The 20060-nt window shown below is 49.4% G+C and carries 19 protein-coding genes; 6 read left to right on the top strand and 13 right to left on the bottom strand.

What is annotated here, in order from left to right; translation table 11 throughout:
* Positions 1–12: 12 nt before the first annotated feature.
* From JC793_RS09515 to JC793_RS09470, 10 genes are all read right to left on the bottom strand, one after another.
* Positions 13–759, bottom strand: a complete 747-nt coding sequence (locus JC793_RS09515) for an ABC transporter ATP-binding protein (protein WP_218428307.1) — start codon at positions 757–759, stop codon at positions 13–15.
* On the bottom strand, positions 756–1739 hold the full coding sequence (locus tag JC793_RS09510; RefSeq protein WP_230058722.1) for a FecCD family ABC transporter permease: 984 nt from the start codon (positions 1737–1739) through the stop codon (positions 756–758). The genes JC793_RS09515 and JC793_RS09510 overlap by 4 nt, the downstream gene beginning before the upstream one ends.
* Positions 1736–2647 (bottom strand): ABC transporter substrate-binding protein, encoded by a 912-nt coding sequence (locus JC793_RS09505; protein ID WP_166707782.1) that lies wholly within the window; start codon positions 2645–2647, stop codon positions 1736–1738. Before JC793_RS09505 ends, JC793_RS09510 begins: the two co-directional genes overlap by 4 nt.
* Before the next feature lie 9 nt (positions 2648–2656).
* Complete coding sequence (locus JC793_RS09500) at positions 2657–4807, bottom strand: TonB-dependent receptor plug domain-containing protein (protein ID WP_218428305.1); 2151 nt, start codon at positions 4805–4807, stop codon at positions 2657–2659.
* 305 nt (positions 4808–5112) lie between these two features.
* On the bottom strand, positions 5113–5889 hold the full coding sequence (locus JC793_RS09495; protein ID WP_218428303.1) for a sugar isomerase domain-containing protein: 777 nt from the start codon (positions 5887–5889) through the stop codon (positions 5113–5115).
* Positions 5890–5891: 2 nt separating this feature from the next.
* Positions 5892–7040: an N-acetylglucosamine-6-phosphate deacetylase gene (locus JC793_RS09490; protein WP_218428301.1), complete on the bottom strand. Its 1149-nt coding sequence runs from the start codon at positions 7038–7040 to the stop codon at positions 5892–5894.
* Positions 7034–7813 carry a glucosamine-6-phosphate deaminase gene (locus JC793_RS09485; protein WP_247717351.1) on the bottom strand — a complete coding sequence of 260 codons (780 nt, stop codon included), beginning with the start codon at positions 7811–7813 and terminating at the stop codon, positions 7034–7036. Before JC793_RS09485 ends, JC793_RS09490 begins: the two co-directional genes overlap by 7 nt.
* Entirely contained in the window at positions 7803–9086 is a 1284-nt protein-coding gene (locus tag JC793_RS09480; RefSeq protein ID WP_218428299.1) for a hypothetical protein, read from the bottom strand. The genes JC793_RS09485 and JC793_RS09480 overlap by 11 nt, the downstream gene beginning before the upstream one ends.
* Positions 9083–10351, bottom strand: coding sequence for an AGE family epimerase/isomerase (locus JC793_RS09475; RefSeq protein ID WP_218428297.1), 1269 nt, complete (start codon positions 10349–10351; stop codon positions 9083–9085). Before JC793_RS09475 ends, JC793_RS09480 begins: the two co-directional genes overlap by 4 nt.
* Before the next feature lies 1 nt (position 10352).
* On the bottom strand, positions 10353–11843 hold the full coding sequence (locus tag JC793_RS09470) for a sodium:solute symporter family protein (RefSeq protein ID WP_218428295.1): 1491 nt from the start codon (positions 11841–11843) through the stop codon (positions 10353–10355).
* A gap of 333 nt (positions 11844–12176) precedes the next feature.
* On the opposite strand from JC793_RS09470, the gene JC793_RS09465 reads away from it, so the two are divergent.
* The gene (locus JC793_RS09465; RefSeq protein ID WP_218428293.1) at positions 12177–13328 is read left to right on the top strand and encodes an ROK family protein; all 1152 of its coding nucleotides are present in this window, start codon (positions 12177–12179) and stop codon (positions 13326–13328) included.
* Here JC793_RS09465 and JC793_RS09460 read toward each other — a convergent pair whose 3' ends face one another.
* Positions 13329–13859, bottom strand: coding sequence for a beta/gamma crystallin family protein (locus tag JC793_RS09460; protein WP_052927821.1), 531 nt, complete (start codon positions 13857–13859; stop codon positions 13329–13331).
* Positions 13860–14066: 207 nt separating this feature from the next.
* Between JC793_RS09460 and JC793_RS09455 the strand changes: the two genes are divergently transcribed.
* A complete protein-coding gene (locus JC793_RS09455; protein ID WP_218428291.1) occupies positions 14067–15059 on the top strand; it encodes a YeeE/YedE family protein in 993 nt (330 codons plus the stop codon).
* 8 nt (positions 15060–15067) lie between these two features.
* Entirely contained in the window at positions 15068–16438 is a 1371-nt protein-coding gene (locus JC793_RS09450) for a rhodanese-like domain-containing protein (protein WP_218428289.1), read from the top strand.
* A 56-nt stretch (positions 16439–16494) separates the two neighbouring features.
* On the opposite strand, the gene JC793_RS09445 is transcribed toward JC793_RS09450, so the two are convergent.
* Positions 16495–16758 carry a VF530 family protein gene (locus tag JC793_RS09445; RefSeq protein ID WP_107679124.1) on the bottom strand — a complete coding sequence of 88 codons (264 nt, stop codon included), beginning with the start codon at positions 16756–16758 and terminating at the stop codon, positions 16495–16497.
* Between the two features lie 90 nt (positions 16759–16848).
* On the bottom strand, positions 16849–17319 hold the full coding sequence (locus JC793_RS09440; protein WP_166707771.1) for a toxin-antitoxin system YwqK family antitoxin: 471 nt from the start codon (positions 17317–17319) through the stop codon (positions 16849–16851).
* A 271-nt stretch (positions 17320–17590) separates the two neighbouring features.
* Between JC793_RS09440 and JC793_RS09435 the strand changes: the two genes are divergently transcribed.
* The 3 genes from JC793_RS09435 (at position 17591) to JC793_RS19585 (ending at position 20051) form a co-directional block, all read left to right on the top strand.
* A complete protein-coding gene (locus tag JC793_RS09435) occupies positions 17591–18082 on the top strand; it encodes a hypothetical protein (RefSeq protein WP_166707770.1) in 492 nt (163 codons plus the stop codon).
* 295 nt (positions 18083–18377) lie between these two features.
* Complete coding sequence (locus JC793_RS09430; RefSeq protein WP_218428288.1) at positions 18378–19499, top strand: ribosomal protein uL16 3-hydroxylase; 1122 nt, start codon at positions 18378–18380, stop codon at positions 19497–19499.
* Between the two features lie 144 nt (positions 19500–19643).
* Positions 19644–20051 (top strand): hypothetical protein, encoded by a 408-nt coding sequence (locus JC793_RS19585; protein ID WP_247717350.1) that lies wholly within the window; start codon positions 19644–19646, stop codon positions 20049–20051.
* Positions 20052–20060: the final 9 nt, after the last annotated feature.

The following is a 20060-nucleotide window of genomic DNA, read 5'->3' as shown; positions in this document are numbered from 1 at the left end:
GCCGGGTTATTTTTATGGCCGGATAATTGTATGTGCATACACCGTACTGAAGCCGTCCATCTCTATTTTGCGGAATTCCACATCAAAGACTTCATTTAATAATGAGGATTCCAGCAGTTCGGCGGATGAACCGAAATAGCGTAATTGTCCCTGTGATAACACAATAACTGATTCAAAATAGCGGAATACCATATCCAGTTCGTGCAGACACACTACCACCAGTTTTTCTTTTCCCTGAGCCGTTAAATCCTCAATCAGCTGCATGCGGTGTTTTATATCCAGTGCAGCCCCCGGTTCATCGGCAAATATCACCGGCGGGTCACACATCAGTGCCATTGCGGTAAGTACCCGGCTTTTTTCCCCTCCCGATAATATATGCCAGTGTTTATCCAGTAACGGCTGTAATTCATATTTCCGGCAGGCGGATGCTTTTGCTGTTTTCGGATCAGATGCCCGCTCTGCGGCCAGCGAAATTAATTCATCTGTCCGCTGATCCCAGCAGGGATTAAAACTCTGCGGGATAAGGCCGATTTTCCGCATCCGCGCAGCGCCTTTATAACGGCTGATATTTTTCCCGTCCAGTATCACGGCACTGAATACCTCCGGGGTCAGCCCGGATAATGCTTTTATCAGCGTGGATTTACCGGAGCCGTTCGGGCCGATAAGCGCAATACTGCCTCTGGCGGGTAAATGCAGGGAATCAATCGTCAGTATTGTTTTATCCTGTTTACGGACATTGAGGTTATTCACTGTGATCATGATTTTCTCACCCGTTTCGCCAGCAGATAAATAAAGAAAGGGCCGCCGATAAAGGCGGTGATCAGCCCGAGCGGTATTTCTCCCGGCGGCAGCAGGCTGCGCGATAATGCATCGGAAAACATCACCAGTGCCGCACCAATTACCGCAGAGGCGGGCAGAACATATTTATGGCGGGCACCGGTCTGCCAGCGGGCAATATGCGGGGCAATCAGTCCGATAAAGCCGACAACACCGCCGAGTGACACGGCAATCGCCACAATGGCGGATCCGGCAATTAAGGCCAGCACGGTAAACCGTTCAACCGATAAGCCGAAACTCATTGCCATTGTTCTGTCCAGTCCCATTAAATCCAGCCCGTCAGATAACAGATAAACAGATAGCAAAACTGACACGAGGGTTAATATCAGGCTGATAATCAAACCGTCACCGGACGGCGTTTGTATTCCGCCCAGAATCCAGCTTAATACCACCTGGAGGCTGGTGCTTTCATCGGATAACGCCATCATCATAAATGAACGGGCGGCATTTAACACCGCACTGACAGCCACCCCGGTTAATAACAGCGTGGCGGTATCCAGTGACCCGGCAATCCGCGAGACGGATAACACAATAAATATCGCCGCCAGTGCGCCGCTGAACGCAAATAACGGCAGTGATACCGCCAGCGGTAATCCGAGCGGGACTAATAATGCAATGGTTCCGCCGATCGCCGCACCGCCGGAAGATCCTAATAACCAGGGTTCTGCCAGCGGATTACGGAATACCCCCTGAAAAATAGCGCCGCTTAATCCCAGTAATGCGCCGGTAAATCCGGCAGTAATCACACGCGGTAAACGCCATTCTGTTAACAGGCGGGATGTCAGATCATCACTGTAAAACAGGGCGCTGAGCACTTTCAGCGGACTTTCCCAGGTGTGACCCGCACAGGCTGAAAAAATAAATGCAGCGAAAAGGATGAATAACAGGCTGACAATTTTCACTGTTTCAGACTCCATTTTTCAAATATGTCAGACATATATTCAATACCGTCAATAATCCGGGGGCCGGGAATAAGCACATAGGCACTTTTTACCGGATAAATATCGTTGTTTTTTACCGCTTTCATTTGTGACCAGCCGGGAAGTGCCAGTAAATTACGGATTTTATCTCCGGTGATGGTGTACAGAATAATATCAGGATCGGCGGCGATGATGGCTTCCGGTGATACCTGTTTCAGCGCCGGTCCGGCCTGTTTATATTCCTCCAGCGCCAGCGTTCCGCCCGCTTTTAAAACAGAATCTGCGGTATATCCGGGGGTTTTCTTATATGCCTGCGGCCGGGCAACCAGTAATAACCCGTTACTGACCTGACCGGTGATCATAATAACCCTTGGTGCCCGGTAACCGGGCGGTTTTTGCTGAACAGTGTGCAGCCGCTGTTCCATTTCTGCCGCCACCTGTTCACCTTTTTCCGTTGTTTTGGTGACCTGCGCCACCAGGCGGATATTGCGGATAATCTCCTCAATACTGTTTCCTTCCAGCACCAGTACAGGAATACCGAATTTACGCAGTGGTATTAATAATTGATGTGTCGCCTGGCGGGCAGGGGTCATAATCACCAGATCCGGTTTCTGTTCAATGATCCGTTCCAGGGAAAAACCGAGACGGCCGCCGATTAACGGTTTATTTTTGATTTCATCCGGGAAATAGGTATAGGCATCAATACCGGCGATATTGTCAGCCAGTCCGAGGATGGCCACAATTTCGGTATTTGATGAAAAGATAGTCACAATACGCTGCGGTTTTTCGCTCAGTGTGACCGGCGCAGATAATTGCGCCATCATACTGAAAGCAGGCAGAGCATGGCACAGGGCCATGCTCAGTGTGATGATAATAATCAGGACTTTCATTGTTGCCGGTTAAAAACGGTATGTCACACCGGCAATAAATGACCGGCCGGGCATAGAGGTTCCCGGACTGCCGTTGGATTTTGACGGCAGCATAATATACGGGTCTTCATCCAGGGCAAAAAAGACCGGATGTTCGTTTTTATCCAGAATATTGTCTATCCGTCCGTACAGCGTCAGCGACTGGCTGATATCCACATCTGCCTGAAGATTCCAGACCATAAATGGTGATTTACGCATGACATATGAGGAATAAGGGCGGATCTCCGGAATAATTCCTTCTTCGGTTTTATACCACATCGGCCCGCGCAGAATTCCCTGTAACTGAATGCTCCACGGATAACGGGCATTGGTAAAATAAAGCTCGTTAATAAATGCAGCCTGGTACTGATACATGCGCTGAACTTTATTACTGTTATTGGTCGCGGTTATTTTGGCACCTTTATCTTCCATATCGAAATTCCAGCTGCCGTTTAAACGCATGACCCAATCCCAGTCTGTCTGCCAGTCAAATACACGGTTAACCGTGGCATGGCTGTTAATTTCCAGTCCGCGCACCACAATATCATCGTCGCTGTTGGCATACTGATAAACATTCGGCGCCAGAACGTTGGTCTGTATTCTGTTCTGAATGGTATTCTGAAACAGGGCAATATCCACGGAATTCAGGGAGTCACCGAGTGTCGCGCCCACTTCAAACTGACGGTTACTTTCCGCTTTCAGGGAACTGTTTCCCAGATATTGCGTGCCGGACAGCGTAATATAATCCGCGCCCAGCTGTGTGGCGGTCGGCGCACGGTAACCGGTGGCGACAGAGGATTTCAGGTTCAGCCAGTCATTGACCTGATAGTTGGTACCGAGACTCCAGGTTAACTGATTATATGAGGCGCTGCCGGTGAACTGATTATCCAGGTTCGGGGTTTTATCAAAATTGGTTTTCCCGTAGGTATAACGCATCCCGCCGCGGATTATCCAGCTGTCATCAAATAAACTCTGCCGGTCATCAAAATAAACGGCATACTGATTTTCAGTCTGATTATTATCGTACGGTGCCGATTGTTTTACCGGGTTGCCGCTGACACTGACCTGATCACGTTCTGAACGCAGACGGCTGTATTCATAATCAACGCCTAATAACAGATCGTTCTGCTCATGGAGTTTTATTACCGGCTGGAATTTCACGCCGTAAATATCCAGCTGACGACGGTTATGATCACTGCGGGTTTTCGCTGTCAGCGGTGATGCCCAGCGGAAATTATCCACGTCCTGCACAAAATAGGCATGGCTGTTCATTCTGAAAATACTGTCGTCGGTGCCGTTTTTCCAGACCACATCCGCCGAGCGGTTATAACGGGTATCTTTGGCGTAAATATTCCCGGTTGAACCACGGAAACCGCCGTCATAAATACCGTCTGTCCGCAGTGATACATCGAGCAGGTTACTTTCGTTAATCTTCCAGCCTAAATTACCGCTTAAACCAAAACGTTCCCAGTTGGTATTTTCCTGTTTGCTGCCGCCTTTCCCGGAATGGTAATCATCACGGCGGCCGGCTTCAAACCCGACATAGCCGTAAATATCGCCGTCATCATTCTGAAAACCATAGCCGCCGTAGGTCTGTGCCAGTCCCCATGAACCGGTTTCCGCTGAAATTTTCCCGCCTTCGTCGGTTAATCCGTTTTTCAGGAAAATATTAATCACGCCGCCCATTGCCTGAGAGCCGTAAATAACCGAAGAGGGCCCGCGGATAACTTCAATCCGGCTGACATCTTTCGGTGATAATTTGGATAAGTTGGCGGTTCCCGCACGGCGGCCGTTAACTAATACCAGCACCTGCCCGGCAAAATCTTTTCCCTGGCCATCTGTTGCAGCGCCGCGGATATTAATGGATGTCTGCCCGGGACTCCATTCACTGAAAAAACCGACACTGTTTTGTGCCAGTAATTCAGTCAGACTTTCCGCCCGTGAGCGTTCAATCTGATCACTGTCAATAACCTGCGTGGTGACGGTGGATTTTCGCTGTTGTTCTTCACGGCCTGACGCGGTGACAATTAACGTATCACCGCTTTCTGTATCCTGTTTTACTGTATTTTCCGCCCCGGCGGATAATTGTGAATATGACAGGATCAGTGAAACCAGCGCCAGTTTCCTGCTGTTTATTTTCATTTTTTAAAACTCATTTTTATATAATGCCTGACCAAGACACCGGTTATATCCGGTGTATTCCCTGAAATAATTTTTCTGAAACAAATAACATCAAGTGTTAATGAGATCCGTTTTCATCTTAAGAAAACAGGGCAGGCTAAGTCACTAAAAAATATGACTAATCGTCTGAAACGGGAAAGTGGTCAAGATAATTGAAAACAAACCGTTACAATCACGCCGGGAGATAATAAGAAAGGTGAGCAGATGTTGAAAATATGCTGCATTGTTAAAACCCGGCGGCACCGGAACGATACCGCCGGATAAGGCTACAATAAGCGGATGCGGTGCCGGAAGCGATCAATAAACTGCTGATTCCAGTCATCGCCGCCGGTGGCATTGCCGCTTTTCCAGATTGGCGGTTCGATGCCTTGCTGTGCCAGCAGATTTACCGTTTCGGTTATCAGAGCATTCAGAAGAAAAGCATTGGCAAAGGTGGACATCGCCGCCACCTGCTGAGTTATCCCCGGGATCTGCATAACCGCATCACCGACCTGAACCTGTGAATCCAGCACCAGGTCGGCAATATCACACAGGTTCTGTCCCGAAGGGTGGCGCGCGGGGTGATCTGCCGGTGTTTCCCCGGCGTGGGCAACCGACGTTACTGCTATCACCGTCACCCCGCGCTTTTTCGCTTCAAGGGCAATATCAATGACAGAGGCATTAATACCATACGCATTGATAAGCACCATCACTTCCCCGGTCTGCACCGGGTTGTTATTCATCACAATCCTGCCGAAGCCCGGCAGCCGTTCAACCGCCATTGAGCGCAGTGCGCCGTTTGTTAGCAGCGTACCTTCATCAAGGATCGGATTAATATGCATCAGCCCCCCGGCGCGGAAAAAAACTTCCTGGGGGCCGAGGTTGGAATGTCCGCCGGATGCCGCAACGTGGATCAGGTTATCCCGTGTTATCTGCTCCGCCAGCAGGGCGGCAGCCTGCGGTAACGTCTCACGGTTACTGTCCAGCACGATGTGCAGATGTGCGGTAATTTTGCTGAGATATTCCGCGGATAATGCCAGCGGATCAGTTGTTGTATTTATCATCGTTATGCGCGGTAAACCGCCTCCCCCTGAAGATACGTTTCCAGCACCTGCAATGTGCTGCCCCGGATATCAAGTACCACGATATCCGCCCGTTTTCCGGCCGTGAGTGTGCCTCTGTCTGCCAGTCCGAGGAACGCGGCCGGGTTTTCAGCGGCATAACGCCAGGCGTGTTCTGCGTCACTCAGTCCGCTGCGGATCAGAAAACTGACACAATCCAGAGCGGATTGCGCCGAGCCTGCCAGCAGTTCTTCATTCGCAGCAAGATGCAGACGGCCTTGCTCTGTCAGCACCACATCACCGCCGATATGGGTGTGATAACGGCCCGGTGCCATACCGCCGAATGCCGTGGTATCGCTGGTCAGCAGAATTTTTCCCTGTTTGGCGCGCAGGATCACTTTGATCAGTGACGGCGGCAGATGAAAACCATCAGTAATAATGCCGCTCCACAGGTTGTCTTCCGCCAGCTGTGCCCAGATGGGGTTATGGTGGCGGTGCATCTGCAATTCACAGCCGTTGCCGAGGTGAGTGGACATTGTCGCGCCCAGTTCTGCGGCGCGGCGGATTTGCTCCGGTGTTGCTGCGGTATGGCCGATGGAGACACGGATATTGTTATCCGTACAAAAGCGGATAGTGTCTGCCAGCCCGTCTTCCTGTTCAGGAGAGAGTGTCAGTATCCGCAGCAATCCCTGTGATAAATCATGCCACTGCCGGACTTTTTCAGCATCGCAGTGCTGCACACAGGCTTTATCGTGCGCACCGCGCGGACCGCTGACCGGTGAAATAAACGGTCCTTCCAGATGAATACCTGCTGTGGAGGCCCGAATCCGGGGATCAGCGGCACAAAAGACAGCAAAATCAGACATCAGCTGTGAAATCGCACTATCGCTGTTGGTGATAATGGTCGGGCACAGGCTGGTCACCCCTTTCTGATATAATTTTTCGTAACTGTGGCGGACATCATCCCGGTGCAGCGGCAGGGTGTTGTAATCCGTTCCCGCGTAACCGTTGACCTGCAAATCCGTCAGTCCGGCGGCGACATACGGCAGATTTTCCGGAGTATCAGTATGCAGGGGCTCAATACCGGAGATAACACCGTTATCCGCCGTGACAGTAACCGGCTTGCCGTTCAGGGTTTTAGCGCGGATCAGCATAAGTCCGCTCCTGAATCTTTATCCAGATAAAGGAAAGCACTGTTGTGACGGCGCAGAATGGTTGCCGGCAGCTCTTCACTGACAGGATCATGGATCATCCGCGTAACAGCCTGCCGCTTGGTTGCGGCCGGTACCACACATACCATATGGCGGGCACTGACCAGTGCAGGAATTGTCAGTGTCAGGGCATACATCGGGACATCATCTGTCCGCGCAAAGCAGCCGTCGTTGACCTGTTGCTGACGGCACTGTTCATCCAGTTGCACCCGTTTGACAATGTCGCTGTCACTGAAATCCGCCACCCACGGATCATTAAAGGCAATATGACCGTTTTCGCCGACACCCAGACACACCAGATCCACCGGCGCGGCGGAAAGCAGTTCCGCATAGCGGCGGCATTCCGCGTCACTGTCCGTGGCATGCGCCCGGATAAAATGCGTTGCCGCCGGTTTTACCGCATCAAACAGATGTTCCTGAATATAGTGACTGAACGCCTGCGGTGCGCCCGGCGGCAGACCGATATATTCATCCATATGAAATGCCGTCACTTTTGACCAGTCAATTTCCGGAAATGATTGCAGGTGCTGCAAAAATTCATTCTGCGAGGGCGCAGAGGCAAAAATAATACGGACTTCCGGCTGTGATGCCTGACACTGAACAATAATATCGCGGGCTTTTTCTGCCGCCGCACGTCCCATCGCATCACGGTTTGCATAAACAGCATAGTGCAGCAGGTCTTTCTGACCGGCAGTAACAAGAGAATCAGTCATCATTATTTTCCTCCGACAGGCGGAATAACGCCTCTGTAAAAAGGTGCTCCGCCTGCGGCGCAAACGGGGCATCAAGATAAAAGTAGTATGCGGAATCGTGTGGCTCATAACCGCCTTCGGCAATCTGGCGGGCTGACGGCAGATAACCGGCCATACCGTTGCTGTAGCCGATCCCCAGGAAATATTTCCCTTTGGTGCGTAATAATTGCTGGTAGTGATTAACGACTTCCGCACTGACCGTCAGCAATTTCAGCTGTGGTGAAATATGCAGGCAGGACAGAGTGATGGTTTGTTTCGCACGCAGGGGGATCCCGCGTTCTGTTTGTTCCAGTTTGGTCACCGCCCATTCATGTTCAATACTGTCCGGCGCATGAGTATCACGGAACTGAATCAGTTGTTCTGTGTTCATGACAGGCTGTAATGGCAGCGACACCCGGCGGTGGCGGAAAGACGGCGGTGATGTCAGCGGAAAGTACTGTAAATCCGGTTGTTGCAATGCATCCAGGAAGAGCGCCGCCAGCTGTTTTCCGCAGGTTTCCATCTGCGCGTAATCCCCGCGGTAAAACTGCCCGTCACGGACCAGGGCCGGACGCAGATCCCCGCAGAACCCTTGCAGCAACATACATACAGCGCCCGGGAAGGCGGTTTCAATCTCATCACAGACCACGCCCGGATATTCACCGGACAGTATATTGTCGCCGGTGATGGTCGGGTGACACTGGTTATGCACCAGCACCGCGCAGACCTTTTGATCCGTATTAGTAAATCTCACCAGCGTGGCGATGGTATCTGCGGGTTCATCCGGATTTGGTGCCATGGTGATCTCACCGCTGACCATCAGCCGCCGGTGCACGGCCAAAGGACAGGGGGATTCGGTAATGTGTGCTGTCACCGGCTGTCCGGCCGCAAGTGCTGTCTGCAGACCGGTAATAACCTGCTGTGTGATAAAGGCATTGTATTGCGGGTCACATTCGCCCAGCTGCGGCGAGTGAGTGTCAGCAGTCTGCGGTGTACTGTGGCTGTGAGTGGCTGACAGGATCAGATCCAGTCCGGCCAGTTCCGGTATGTCTGCCAGTGCCGTGCGGATCTGCCGGTTGAGGTTATCACCGGCAAACAACAGTTCGAGACTGACAACAGCATGCTGCCGGTTCAGGATAAAACAGCGGGCATACAGCGGCATGCCAATCTGTGTACAGGGCTGTTTCCGGAACGCAAATCCGCCTAATTTCACCGGCAGTGACGGTGTGATATCCGTTTTACTGACGCCGAGTATCATGATAATGACCCGCACAGTGACACAATCAGTTGCAGATTGCGCATGATATGGAACGGATCTTTTACCGGCAACGCTACCACCTTGTTCAGCGGGGCACCTTTGCGATCACGGATTTGTGTCCATTCTCCCTGTTCCCGGTTCGGGAAGGTGTCCAGCACATAGTCTGCCGTCTGCTGATAGAGACTGAAAAATTGCGGATCGTTACTCTGATCAGCCATCAGCAGCAGGGTGTACAGCGCTTCCGAATGTACCCACCAGATTTTACTGCTCCACGTATCTGTTATCAGGGTTTCATACAGATCGCCGCCAAGCAGACGCCCGGCAGGCGGAGAGCCGTCCGCCAGGGTGTAGCGGAACAGCCCGCCGTATTTCTCATCCCAGCCCATATGCCACATCAGCGGGGTAATTTTCGCAATGGCGGGCAAATACGTCTCTGTCTCACCAAGCAGTTGCGCGGCATGGAAGCAGAACCACATATTTTCCAGGGTGTGGCCCGGTGTTTTATGACGGGCGAGCAGGGTATCGCGGTACTCAGGCGTTACTTTCATCTCCAGCGGGATCAGTGTTTCCGGGTCGTGAAACTCCGTAAAAATCCGCTCAAGGCTGCGCCGTGTCAGGGTTGTCAGCCGTGAAAGCGCCGGGTGCTGATAACGGAGAGCATAACGCAGCAACTCCGTCACCGTTCCCAGCATAATCATTTCATAGGCGTACGGTTCAAAACCCGGCGGCGCGGGATACGGCTCACTCCGTACCCGGCCTGATGCCAGCCGCCGGCTGACATTGTCATACAGTACCAGCGCATGCTCAAAATACCGGTTTTCACCGGAAACAAAGGCATATTCACACAGGCCGATCACGACAAAACAATCGGCATAAAACGACGTGTCATACCCCTCGCCCGGTTTCATTTCCAGCTTATTACCACGGCGATCCAGCAAAAAGGCACAATGGCCGTTATCGAGAAAAGCGTGGTTCAGCAAAAAATCTGCCGTTTGTTTTGCATGCGCCAGCAGGGGGGCGGCATCCCCCTGACATAACCCGCTGCGGATCAGCGACACCTGACGGCTTTCATTCCACAAAAAACGCCCCTGTGACCAGGTAAACTTGTTTTCACTCAGCAGTGTGCTGCCGTCATTACTGAAGCAGGTAAACACGCCGCCGGAATCCGTATCAACCGCCCGCAGCCAGAACGGTAAAATGTTCTGTTCCAGCTCCTGCTGCCATAAAGCGCGGCATTGTGCTTTCTGTTGCGTGGTTAATCCCATATCAGTGACCTCCGTCGCGGCTCAGTTTATGCATCAGGGCATCCACTTCCGGTTTTACCGGATTTTTGCGCGCCACAATGGCTGCAAGGGTAAAGAACACCAGCGAACAGAAGACCGGGCCACCGACAGACAATGCCATAGACGGATCAGTCACAAACAGTTTGGTACCGGCAAAGACGGCCAGACCAATCAGCATGGATGTGATAGCGATTTTCGGCCCGCAATGTTTATAGAATGGCAGCAGACCCAGAACCATCGGAATGGAGGCCGGACCGATTAACCCGCCGAACCACACCACGATCAGCCCGATAATGCCGCCGAAGTGCTCCTGATTCAGCGCCAGGATAATCGTGCAGAGGGTAAAGGTGAATGTGACGGTACGCGCCATCCACAGCGGCGTTTCACCGTTGGCTTTTTTCACTCTTTTCGAGATCAGCGGCAGGATATCCCGTGATAAGACAGAACTGATCGCATTGGCATCAGAAGCCACCATCGACAACGTTGCGGCAAACATAGAGGCAAGGATCACACCGACAAACCCGGCAGGCAGATATTTCAGCGTCAGCATGGAATAGATTTGTGTCTGCTCACCGTGCGGAACATCCGGGATCAGCAGCGGGGCGGCCCACATCGGTGCAAACAGGATCAGCGGCCAGATAAGATAAAGCGACGCGGACAGGATCATCGCGCGGCGTGCCTGCTTACCGTCCGGCGAGGCAATAAAGCGGGACGCGAGGTTCCAGGTGCCGCCGTTATAACTGAGGAAACAGACAAACGCGAAACTGGCAAAAAACAGCGGGCTGTACTGACCATTAAACCAGTCACTGTGACCGGCCGGGAGTCTGTCCCACATATCCAGATAGTTGGTGCCGATATCACCCAGCTGTGACTGCACAACGAAAAACATGACGATCCCGGCGGCAACTCCGACCAGGAACTGGAAAAAGTCATTCATGGTATCGGCCCACAACCCGCCGACGGTGACGTAGATCATCGCCACCACACCGGAAATCAGCACACCATAAATGATCGGAATACCGGTAAAACCATAGAACAGCACGCCGATCGCCGCATATTTCCCTGCCGTATCCAGCAGTTTCAGCAGTACGCCCAGCCAGGCAATCAGCTGCTGGGTTTTGATATCGTAGCGGACTTTGAGGTATTCCGTCGGTGACTGAATCTGTAACGCATCACGTAACCGGGCCCAGCGGGGAACAATCAGCCACGCACCCAGCAGACAGGCAATAGTCACGTTCAGCGCCCACCAGACATACAGGTTAAACCCGGTCGCATAGGCAAGGGCGGCATAACCGGTAAACACCACTCCGGAATACCCCGACACATGATGAGAAATCCCGGCCAGCCACCAGGGCAGACCACCGCCCGCGACATAAAAATCCTTGGTGCCTTTGACACGACGGTACGCATTTAAGCCGATACCAATCATGATAATGAAGAAAAGTGAGAGTGTTATCCAGTCCGGCGTTTGCATCTTATTGATTCCTTATAATTATTTTGTCATCAACATCTACAGTAAAAACGGGGATTGCGGGTACAGGTATAAAATAAATCATCGGCAGCAGGGTACTGCTTATCCTGACTGTACATTAATAACGCACGCTGTAAATATATTTAATTTCACTGTATGTTATTAATACGATCTGACTCACAATTCAACAACACACGCAGGGCGCATCAACGGCGATTTATCCGGCAGATAATGTGTGATACATATAGGATAATCACATCACCTGCTCTTGACTTATCAGGTAAACAGCTGAAAATCAGTCTGTTCCTCACTCACTGAACCGGAAAACAGCTTATTATGGTGAAACCGTCTCTTTCGTCAGAACGCAAACAGCATCTGTTCCGGCAAATCCTGGACGCATATAAAGCGCAGACGCTGATCACCCGTAAAGGGCTCGCGATCACCAATGCATTGCGTCCGGCTACCGTGACACAGCTGGTCGGCGAAATGATTCAATCCGGTATTATTTCTGAAGATACCGTAAATCACCAATCCGGTCCCGGACGCCCGGAGGTCGGCATTATTCCGGATTTCCGGTTGCTGACCGCTATTTTTATCTGTATCGACGCCAGGAATATCACGGCATCGCTGGTGGATATCCGGGGCGTGGTACTCGCAGGTGCGCATCAGCCGGTTCATGATGACAATGCTGACAGCGAAACACTCCTGAACTGCTTCCGGACACTGATAAACCGTCTGCTGCAAAATTGCCGGGCGGATACGCGGGTGCAGGGGATTATTATTTCGCTGCCCGGCGTCATGGACGCGGAGCATGGCCACTGGCTTTACACCAACCGCTGGCCGAAAGCACGCCATATGGATTTATCACAACTGACAACGGAATTTTCCATTCCGGTCAGTCTGGTGAAAAACTTACAGGCGGAACTGAATGCCTTTATCCTCGAAAATGACGAACTGTCGGCCAAACGCGTGCTGTATGTGCACTGGGGGGAAGGGATTGGTGCTGCGAGTTATTCAAAACAGCAGATTAACGCTAATCCGCAGGGACTGTTCGGTGAGCTCGGACAACTGACATTCGGGGATTCACATACCATTGAACAGATGTTTTCCCTGTCGGCACTGCGTGGTGTGCTGAGTCAGACGCTGACCGGCGACTTAAGTAATGAACGGGCAGCCGCAAAAACATTACAGCATGCCGATATTATGGCGGTACCGTGTCTGAAAAATGCAGCGGATATCTGGAGCCGGGTGCTGGCAAATATCTATTTCATCCTGTTTCCTGATGTCATTATTTTCTCCGGCCCGTTCACGCACAATGAGGCGTTATTCCGTGAAATAACAACCGGGTTCAGTCAGCATGTACCGGAATATTTTGAACAGAACGTCACATTCACCATTAACCATAAATCGTATATGAATGAAATGAACGGTGCATTATCACCGTTCTTTGATGGGCTGGTGGCGGAATATTGCCGTCAGGGAAGTTAATCAGCGCCGGGTTATAATCTTAACGGAGTTGATTTTTTTACCGTAATTAAGCACATTCTTTTTCCCGCTCGTTTCCGTGTGATATTCACCGGTGAAATTTTTACCTTCATAGAAACGTACCTGCCAGCCGGACGGAATAATTACCGAAGAGAGGGTACCGTCAAAATCGGAGTGATATAAATCAGGAATATCTTCGCTGATCTCCAGATAGTTTCCCCGCTGCCAATTTTCCGCATAGATAATTACGGTTTTGCGTAACTCTTTCTCTCTGGTAATTAATTTACTTGCCGAGCACTTTGCTTCTGTCTCCCGGCAGAAAATACTGTCGTCACCCTGAACCAACTGACAGCGGTGTGACACACTTTTCCGTGCCAGTGCTTCTGTTACGCCGGCCTCAATATGCATATCAGAAAAGGGTGATAACCGGCAGATAAAAATAGTCTCTGGTTCATAACGATAACCGCCGTGTCCTCCGCTGCGGGCAGACACAACCGCAGAAAATAATATCAATAACAATGTCAGCTTTTTCATGATGTTCCCTGCTGTTTAAAGTCAGAACAGAGTAAGAGAGTGTTCACTGCCGGGACAGCAGATATATCTGATAAGGTTCTGTTCCGGCTCCGGGAATACCAAAATTTTGTGATAACACGCCTTAACTTGATTTTGCGCCATAACGGAGAATAATGGGGCGGATAACATTACAGATACACGCAGTTGTTTATTCCCCGGGGTTTCTTCATGGTCAGTGGTTTATTTATCGGCATCCTGTTCGGCGGGTTGCTTCAGTCAGGTCAGTTCTGTTTTGTTTCCGGGTTCCGGAACATTCTTTACCAGCGAAATACCCGGTTCCTCACTGCATTGCTGATTGCCGTCACTATTCAGTCTGTTGGTTTCTTTGCCCTGGAATCCGCCGGGTTATTACACATACCGGAAGGAAATCTGCCGATCACAGCGACACTTGCCGGTGGTTTTATATTCGGTGCGGGGATGGTTCTGGCCGGTTGTTGCGGCAGCGGTGCCTGGTTCCGTTCCGGTGAAGGATTAACCGGGACCTGGATTGCCTTATTTTCGTTTGTTGTCACCATGGCCGCCGCTCAGAAAGGCAGCCTGAAACATTGGTTTGAACCGTTATTACAACATCCCGCGCAACCGGACACGATTTATAAAACCCTGAATATTTCCCCGTGGTTCCTGGTGGCTTTTTTAATTATTCTCACCGCCGGATTACTGATTTATCAGCATTATCATCCCCGTTATACACCACCGTCACAGAACCGGTTTAATTATCTGCCGCTGAACATTACCGGTATTTTAATCGGTATTCTCGGGATTATTGCCTGGATTTTCAGTGCCGAAGCCGGCCGTAATTTCGGCTATGGTGTCGCTGTTCCTTCCGGCAATGTTGTTCAATATCTGGTGACCGGACAACAGCGTTATTTTAACTGGGGAACACTGTTTGTAATCGGTATTTTCACCGGTTCGATGATAAGCGCGATTATCCGCAAAGAATTCAGATTAACACTTCCGCCGGATGGTATCACCGTCGTCAAACGCCTGTTTGGCGGTATTATTATGGGGGCGGGCGCCACACTGGCCGGCGGGTGTACTGTCACGAACTCTCTTGTGGCGACTGCTTATTTTTCCTGGCAGGGATGGATTTCCACCTTCACCATTATGGCCGGTGTCTGGATCACCAGTTATTTCTTCCGTTCAGGGCAATGTCGTTTGTAGGATCATATATGAAAATAAAATCACTCTTTTTTCTGTTACCGTTATTACTGTCCGGTTGTGATCAGACCGTAGTAAAAGAGATCGGCATTGAGGAATTGTCAGAGAACCTGAACAATCCGGAATACCTTATTATTGATACCCGGCCGGACAGTTTATATTTTGGCTTCAAAGATAAAGGTGCTGCCCGCGGCGGTCATATCAAAGGTGCGATGCAGTTTACCACCGGCTGGCTGGATTTTATTGACGAAGATAAATTCGATAATTTTCTGGCAGAAAAGGGGATTTCGAAAGAAAAAACCCTGGTATTTTATGACAGTGACCCGGATTCACTGGAAAGAATTACCGCTGAATTTGCCGCCAAAGGTTTTCAGGTCAGGGCATTTAAATCGTTTATCCAATACAGCAATTCTGATCTGCCGATGGATAAATACCCGAACTATTTTCTGAGTGTTTCGCCCGCCTGGCTTCAGGCCGCTCTTAACGGCGAAAAACCGGAAAGTTATACTCATGATCAGAAGCCGGTAATATTTGAAGTGTCATGGGGCGATGCGGAACAGTCAAAATCTTATTCGACCCATATTAAAGGGGCATTCCATTTTAATACCGACTGGATAGAAAACGGACCGGTCTGGAATTTATCCGAACCGGAGGTTATCAAAAATAACCTGCTGAAAAACGGTATCCGCAAAGATACCCCGGTGGTCGTATATTCTGAAAATCAGATGGCAGCATTGCGGGTATTATGGGCGCTGAAATGGGCAGGTGTTGAGGATGTCCGTTTCCTGAACGGTGGTTTAAATGTCTGGATGGATGCGGAATTACCAACCGAAACTACGCTGAATATTCCGGTACCGGTTGCGGATTTCGGTGCAGAAATACCGGTTAATCCGCAGGTCACTATCGCCATGCCGGCGGAAGCCATACAGGCTCAGAAATCCGGTCTTAAGCTTATCAGCAACCGGACATGGGATGAATATACCGGCAAAATCTCCGGCTATGACTATATTCCGCGCAAAGGTGAACCGGCGGGCGCAATATGGGGGTTTGGCGGTAAAAATGCGAATGATATGTCCGACTATTATGACCCGGACGGCACATTGCGTAATCCGGAAGAAATTTTTGCCTTATGGAAAACACAGGGTATCGAACCGACCGATCAGGTTGCGTTTTACTGCGGCACCGGCTGGCGGGCAAGTGTTTCCTGGTTTATGACTCAACTGGCGGGCTGGGAAAACAGCCGGATTTATGACGGCGGCTGGAATGCCTGGCAGATGGACCCGGCATTACCGGTATTAAATAATATTCAGAGCCAAAAACCGGCGGCACTGAATGATTATGGTGAAATAATCAAAAAACCGGGACAATCCTGTAAAAGCTGATTTAACCGGAAAACCGGTTTCCGGAGAAATAACGGAAGCCGGTATTTACCGGCTATTTACCATGGGCTATCCGGCCAGATACTGTCTGTTTTATTATCAGCATCATCCAGAGAATCGAGATATAAATTCTCAACCTCCGTCCGGGCCCAGGGAGTACGGCGAAGAAATTTCAGGCTTGATTTCACACTCGGATCATTTTTAAAGCAGTTAATCCGGATTAACTGACTCAGCTTTACCCAGCCATATTTTTCCACCAATGCATTAACCTGCATTTCGAGGGTAACGCCATGCAGCGGGTCTTTGGAAGTGTGGGCTGTCATAAATAAATATCCTGTTATTTGCCTGATCCGGGAAGAATACCGTAAACTCCGGGGTATGACAATTATCCCTCCCGGCAGACTCATTCCGTATTACTTCAGGATCTGCATTCTTCCGTTAGTCACCTTACCTTCACTGACTAATTTTCCGGCAGTATCAAATTGTTTAACTGTACCGGTAAAGGCACCGTTTTCCATTGTACCTTGTATATAGACCCCATTACTGGCGGAGTCGTGATAATACTTGAACGGGCCATATAACCGCCCGTCACGGACAGTTATTTCACTTTTTAAATTACCATTTTGCAGATAATTTTTCACAACGCCGTTAACTTTACAGTTTTTCAGCGGCATGGTCATTTGTGGTCTTCCGCCGCCATAATAGGCATAGATATAACGGTCATAGCAGCCATTTTTTACCCGGGATTTAAACCTGATAGTCCCGTCATTATAGTGGCGCAGATATTCACCATCTTTTGTTCCCGCAGGTACAGGCGGAACCTGAAGTTCAGTACCTTCCATCGATTGAAAATTTTTCAGGGAGATTTCAGGGCCGCTGCTCATTGATTCACACGCGGACAGTAATAATACAGAACTTAATATTAAAGGCAGAGTAATACGCATAATAATCCTCGCGACAGCATAAATAAAAGTACGTATATATTTGTAATAACTGAAAAATATCGTTCCGATGTTCAGAATAGAGCGGACAAACGGCGCTGACTATAGGAAAGGGATTACTGGCTGGCTGTTTTATATTGATGCTGATGACTGATAAGATATCTATCAGAAAAGTTAAACGGATTTAATTACCACAAAAGAGAGAACAGGGCAGATGAATCTAAAAAAGCAGGCAGCGAACCGTCTTATTTTTGTACTCTCATGTCTGTTTATCGCAGGATGCAAACCGGATACGTTGTCAGAGCAGTCTCAAAAAATCCGTCAGTTTGACGGAGTTTATGTATGCAGCATAAGCAAGTCATTTAATCAAATCGCAATTGAGCAGAAAAATAAACACGTTTTTCCGTCTGTCATGGTGAAAACTACGATTACGGTTAAAGACGGAGTTATGACAATTCACGGTATGAAATCAGGTGATTACGTTTCTCACAAAATGTCAGTCACTGAGCCGCCGGTTACCGACGACGGCCGCGTACTGCATTCAGAAGTGGAACTTCGTTATAAAGATGGAACTATACAGGAGGACTTCACAAAGAAATATGGTACGGCATCAGTATCTGAAGGTGATCCGTTTGATAAAGGATTTATGCAGCAACTCAGTAGTTGCAGGTTATCGCCGGATGGGGTGATCCCAAGCCAAAGATAACAGGTGATACAGGGTTTAGTCTGATAAGCTCAGATTTATCAAAGCCCTATATCATTTAACATAATATACATTATGCGAACCAAGGTATGAACTAACGAAATCCGGCTCTCCGACTGGATAATCATGTTGATTCCTTTATCCCTGATAACGGCTTTTTGTCTCTGCTCATCCGGCAACTGATCACCGCGGGCTTTCTTTATCCGCCCACGTTCCTTTTTTATTGACCCCAAACAAAAATATGACAGCGCATTACTTCTATAATTATCCGCTTATTCACTCATATAGATGTGGTCACATGGTTAACAAACTGAATCTTAACTGGCCTGAATTTTTAGAAAAATACTGGCAGAAAAAACCCGTTGTATTGAAAAATGCATTTCCTGATTTTGCCGACCCTATCACGCCCGATGAACTGGCCGGTCTGGCCATGGAGCCGGAAGTTGACAGTCGCCTGGTCAGTTTCATTGATAACAAATGGGAAGCGAGTCACGGCCCGTTTGAGGACTACAGCGGATTAGGTGAAAAAGGATGGTCACTGCTGGTACAGGCTGTCAACCATTGGCATATGCCTGCCGCTGAATTGGTGAAACCGTTCCGGGTACTGCCTGAGTGGCGTCTTGATGATCTGATGATTTCCTATTCAGTACCAGGCGGTGGTGTCGGGCCGCATATTGATAACTATGATGTTTTCATTATCCAGGGCATGGGCCGCCGCCGCTGGCGTGTGGGTGACGCCCTTCCCATGCGTCAGTTCTGCGCTCACCCGGCATTACTGCATGTCGACCCGTTTGAGCCGATTATTGATGTGGAAATGGCACCGGGCGATATTCTGTATATTCCGCCGGGATTCCCTCACGATGGTTTCACTTTTGAAGATACCATGAATTATTCTGTCGGCTTTCGCGGACCGACCGGTCGTGATCTGCTGAGCAGCTTTGCAGACTACGCACTGGAACAGGATCTGGGTGGCGTCAATTATGGCGATCCTGACCTGACAGTACGTGAAAACTCAGGCTCAATGGAATCTTATGAGGTTGAGCGCCTGCGTGCCATGATGATTGAAATGATCAACAAGCCCGGTGATTTTGAACAGTGGTTAGGCCGTTTTGCAACTACCCCGCGGCATGAGCTGGATATTGCACCTCCGGAACCACCGTATCAGCCTGAAGACGTGTTGAACGCTCTGAATGCCGGTGAAAAACTGATACGACTGAGCGGGCTGCGTGTTATGCGCATCGGTGAACGTTTCTTTGTTAATACCGAAGGCTGGATGACCGCAGAAATTAAAGGTGCAGATACATTGTGCCGGTTAACCGAAGTCGGTGTGAATGAACTCGGTGAAGCACTGGAGAACCCGGGTTTTGTTGCGGAATTAACCGAATTTATCAATCAGGGATATTGGTATTTCGAAGAATAAATCACATCTGCCTGACAAGATAAAACACCTGCTGACGGGTGTTTTATCTCAACACGCTAAAAAACTCTCGTTCACTACGCTCAGCCATGATAGATTGGCCGGATTGTCCATCCCAAAATATTTCCTTTTTTATGAGATAGTTCAATGAGTAAGAGTGGCAGAAACTATACAAAAGAAAAAATAAGACAGCGCCATATAGCAAATAAAAAAAGACAACACCCTATTCGTCTTTTTATCAGAAGTTGGGATTTTTGGGGTAAATCCTTCCTTGGCCTTTTGGTTTTTGGCATGTTTATTTATTCATTAAATGATAATGTAACCATTCATTTTTTATGGATAATCTATGCCTGCATTTGCTTACCTTTATTTCCGTTTGCTAAAAAATGCAGTGATGATGTCCTTCGTCATTATTTTTCAGAATCAACATTTGAGGATGTTATTAATGGCAGCAGCCCCCGGGGGATTGGCGCATTGTATCTGATACTTATTATTCCGTTTATCATTCCGCTGGCAGCGGGATATTTTGTATATCAGATTATAAATTACAAATGAACTTTGTCG

The sequence above is a fragment of the Morganella morganii genome, assembly GCF_019242955.1.
Taxonomy (GTDB): Bacteria; Pseudomonadota; Gammaproteobacteria; order Enterobacterales; family Enterobacteriaceae; genus Morganella; species Morganella sibonii.
The sequence above is the reverse complement of the archived record's forward strand: the minus strand, read 5'-3'. Positions and strand labels throughout refer to the sequence as shown.

What these genes read in the sequence shown, in the direction of transcription:
- JC793_RS09490 (WP_218428301.1), bottom strand. Translation starts at nt 7,040, where the DNA reads ATGCTGATCCGCGCTAAAACCCTGAACGGCAAGCCGGTTACTGTCACG.
- JC793_RS09435 (WP_166707770.1), top strand. Translation starts at nt 17,591, where the DNA reads ATGAATCTAAAAAAGCAGGCAGCGAACCGTCTTATTTTTGTACTCTCA.
- JC793_RS09455 (WP_218428291.1), top strand. Translation starts at nt 14,067, where the DNA reads ATGGTCAGTGGTTTATTTATCGGCATCCTGTTCGGCGGGTTGCTTCAG.
- JC793_RS09505 (WP_166707782.1), bottom strand. Translation starts at nt 2,647, where the DNA reads ATGAAAGTCCTGATTATTATCATCACACTGAGCATGGCCCTGTGCCAT.
- JC793_RS09440 (WP_166707771.1), bottom strand. Translation starts at nt 17,319, where the DNA reads ATGAGCAGCGGCCCTGAAATCTCCCTGAAAAATTTTCAATCGATGGAA.
- JC793_RS09430 (WP_218428288.1), top strand. Translation starts at nt 18,378, where the DNA reads ATGGTTAACAAACTGAATCTTAACTGGCCTGAATTTTTAGAAAAATAC.
- JC793_RS09465 (WP_218428293.1), top strand. Translation starts at nt 12,177, where the DNA reads ATGGTGAAACCGTCTCTTTCGTCAGAACGCAAACAGCATCTGTTCCGG.
- JC793_RS09485 (WP_247717351.1), bottom strand. Translation starts at nt 7,813, where the DNA reads ATGATGACTGATTCTCTTGTTACTGCCGGTCAGAAAGACCTGCTGCAC.
- JC793_RS09515 (WP_218428307.1), bottom strand. Translation starts at nt 759, where the DNA reads ATGATCACAGTGAATAACCTCAATGTCCGTAAACAGGATAAAACAATA.
- JC793_RS09460 (WP_052927821.1), bottom strand. Translation starts at nt 13,859, where the DNA reads ATGAAAAAGCTGACATTGTTATTGATATTATTTTCTGCGGTTGTGTCT.
- JC793_RS09450 (WP_218428289.1), top strand. Translation starts at nt 15,068, where the DNA reads ATGAAAATAAAATCACTCTTTTTTCTGTTACCGTTATTACTGTCCGGT.
- JC793_RS09480 (WP_218428299.1), bottom strand. Translation starts at nt 9,086, where the DNA reads ATGATACTCGGCGTCAGTAAAACGGATATCACACCGTCACTGCCGGTG.
- JC793_RS09500 (WP_218428305.1), bottom strand. Translation starts at nt 4,807, where the DNA reads ATGAAAATAAACAGCAGGAAACTGGCGCTGGTTTCACTGATCCTGTCA.
- JC793_RS09445 (WP_107679124.1), bottom strand. Translation starts at nt 16,758, where the DNA reads ATGACAGCCCACACTTCCAAAGACCCGCTGCATGGCGTTACCCTCGAA.
- JC793_RS09470 (WP_218428295.1), bottom strand. Translation starts at nt 11,843, where the DNA reads ATGCAAACGCCGGACTGGATAACACTCTCACTTTTCTTCATTATCATG.
- JC793_RS19585 (WP_247717350.1), top strand. Translation starts at nt 19,644, where the DNA reads ATGAGTAAGAGTGGCAGAAACTATACAAAAGAAAAAATAAGACAGCGC.
- JC793_RS09475 (WP_218428297.1), bottom strand. Translation starts at nt 10,351, where the DNA reads ATGGGATTAACCACGCAACAGAAAGCACAATGCCGCGCTTTATGGCAG.
- JC793_RS09495 (WP_218428303.1), bottom strand. Translation starts at nt 5,889, where the DNA reads ATGATAAATACAACAACTGATCCGCTGGCATTATCCGCGGAATATCTC.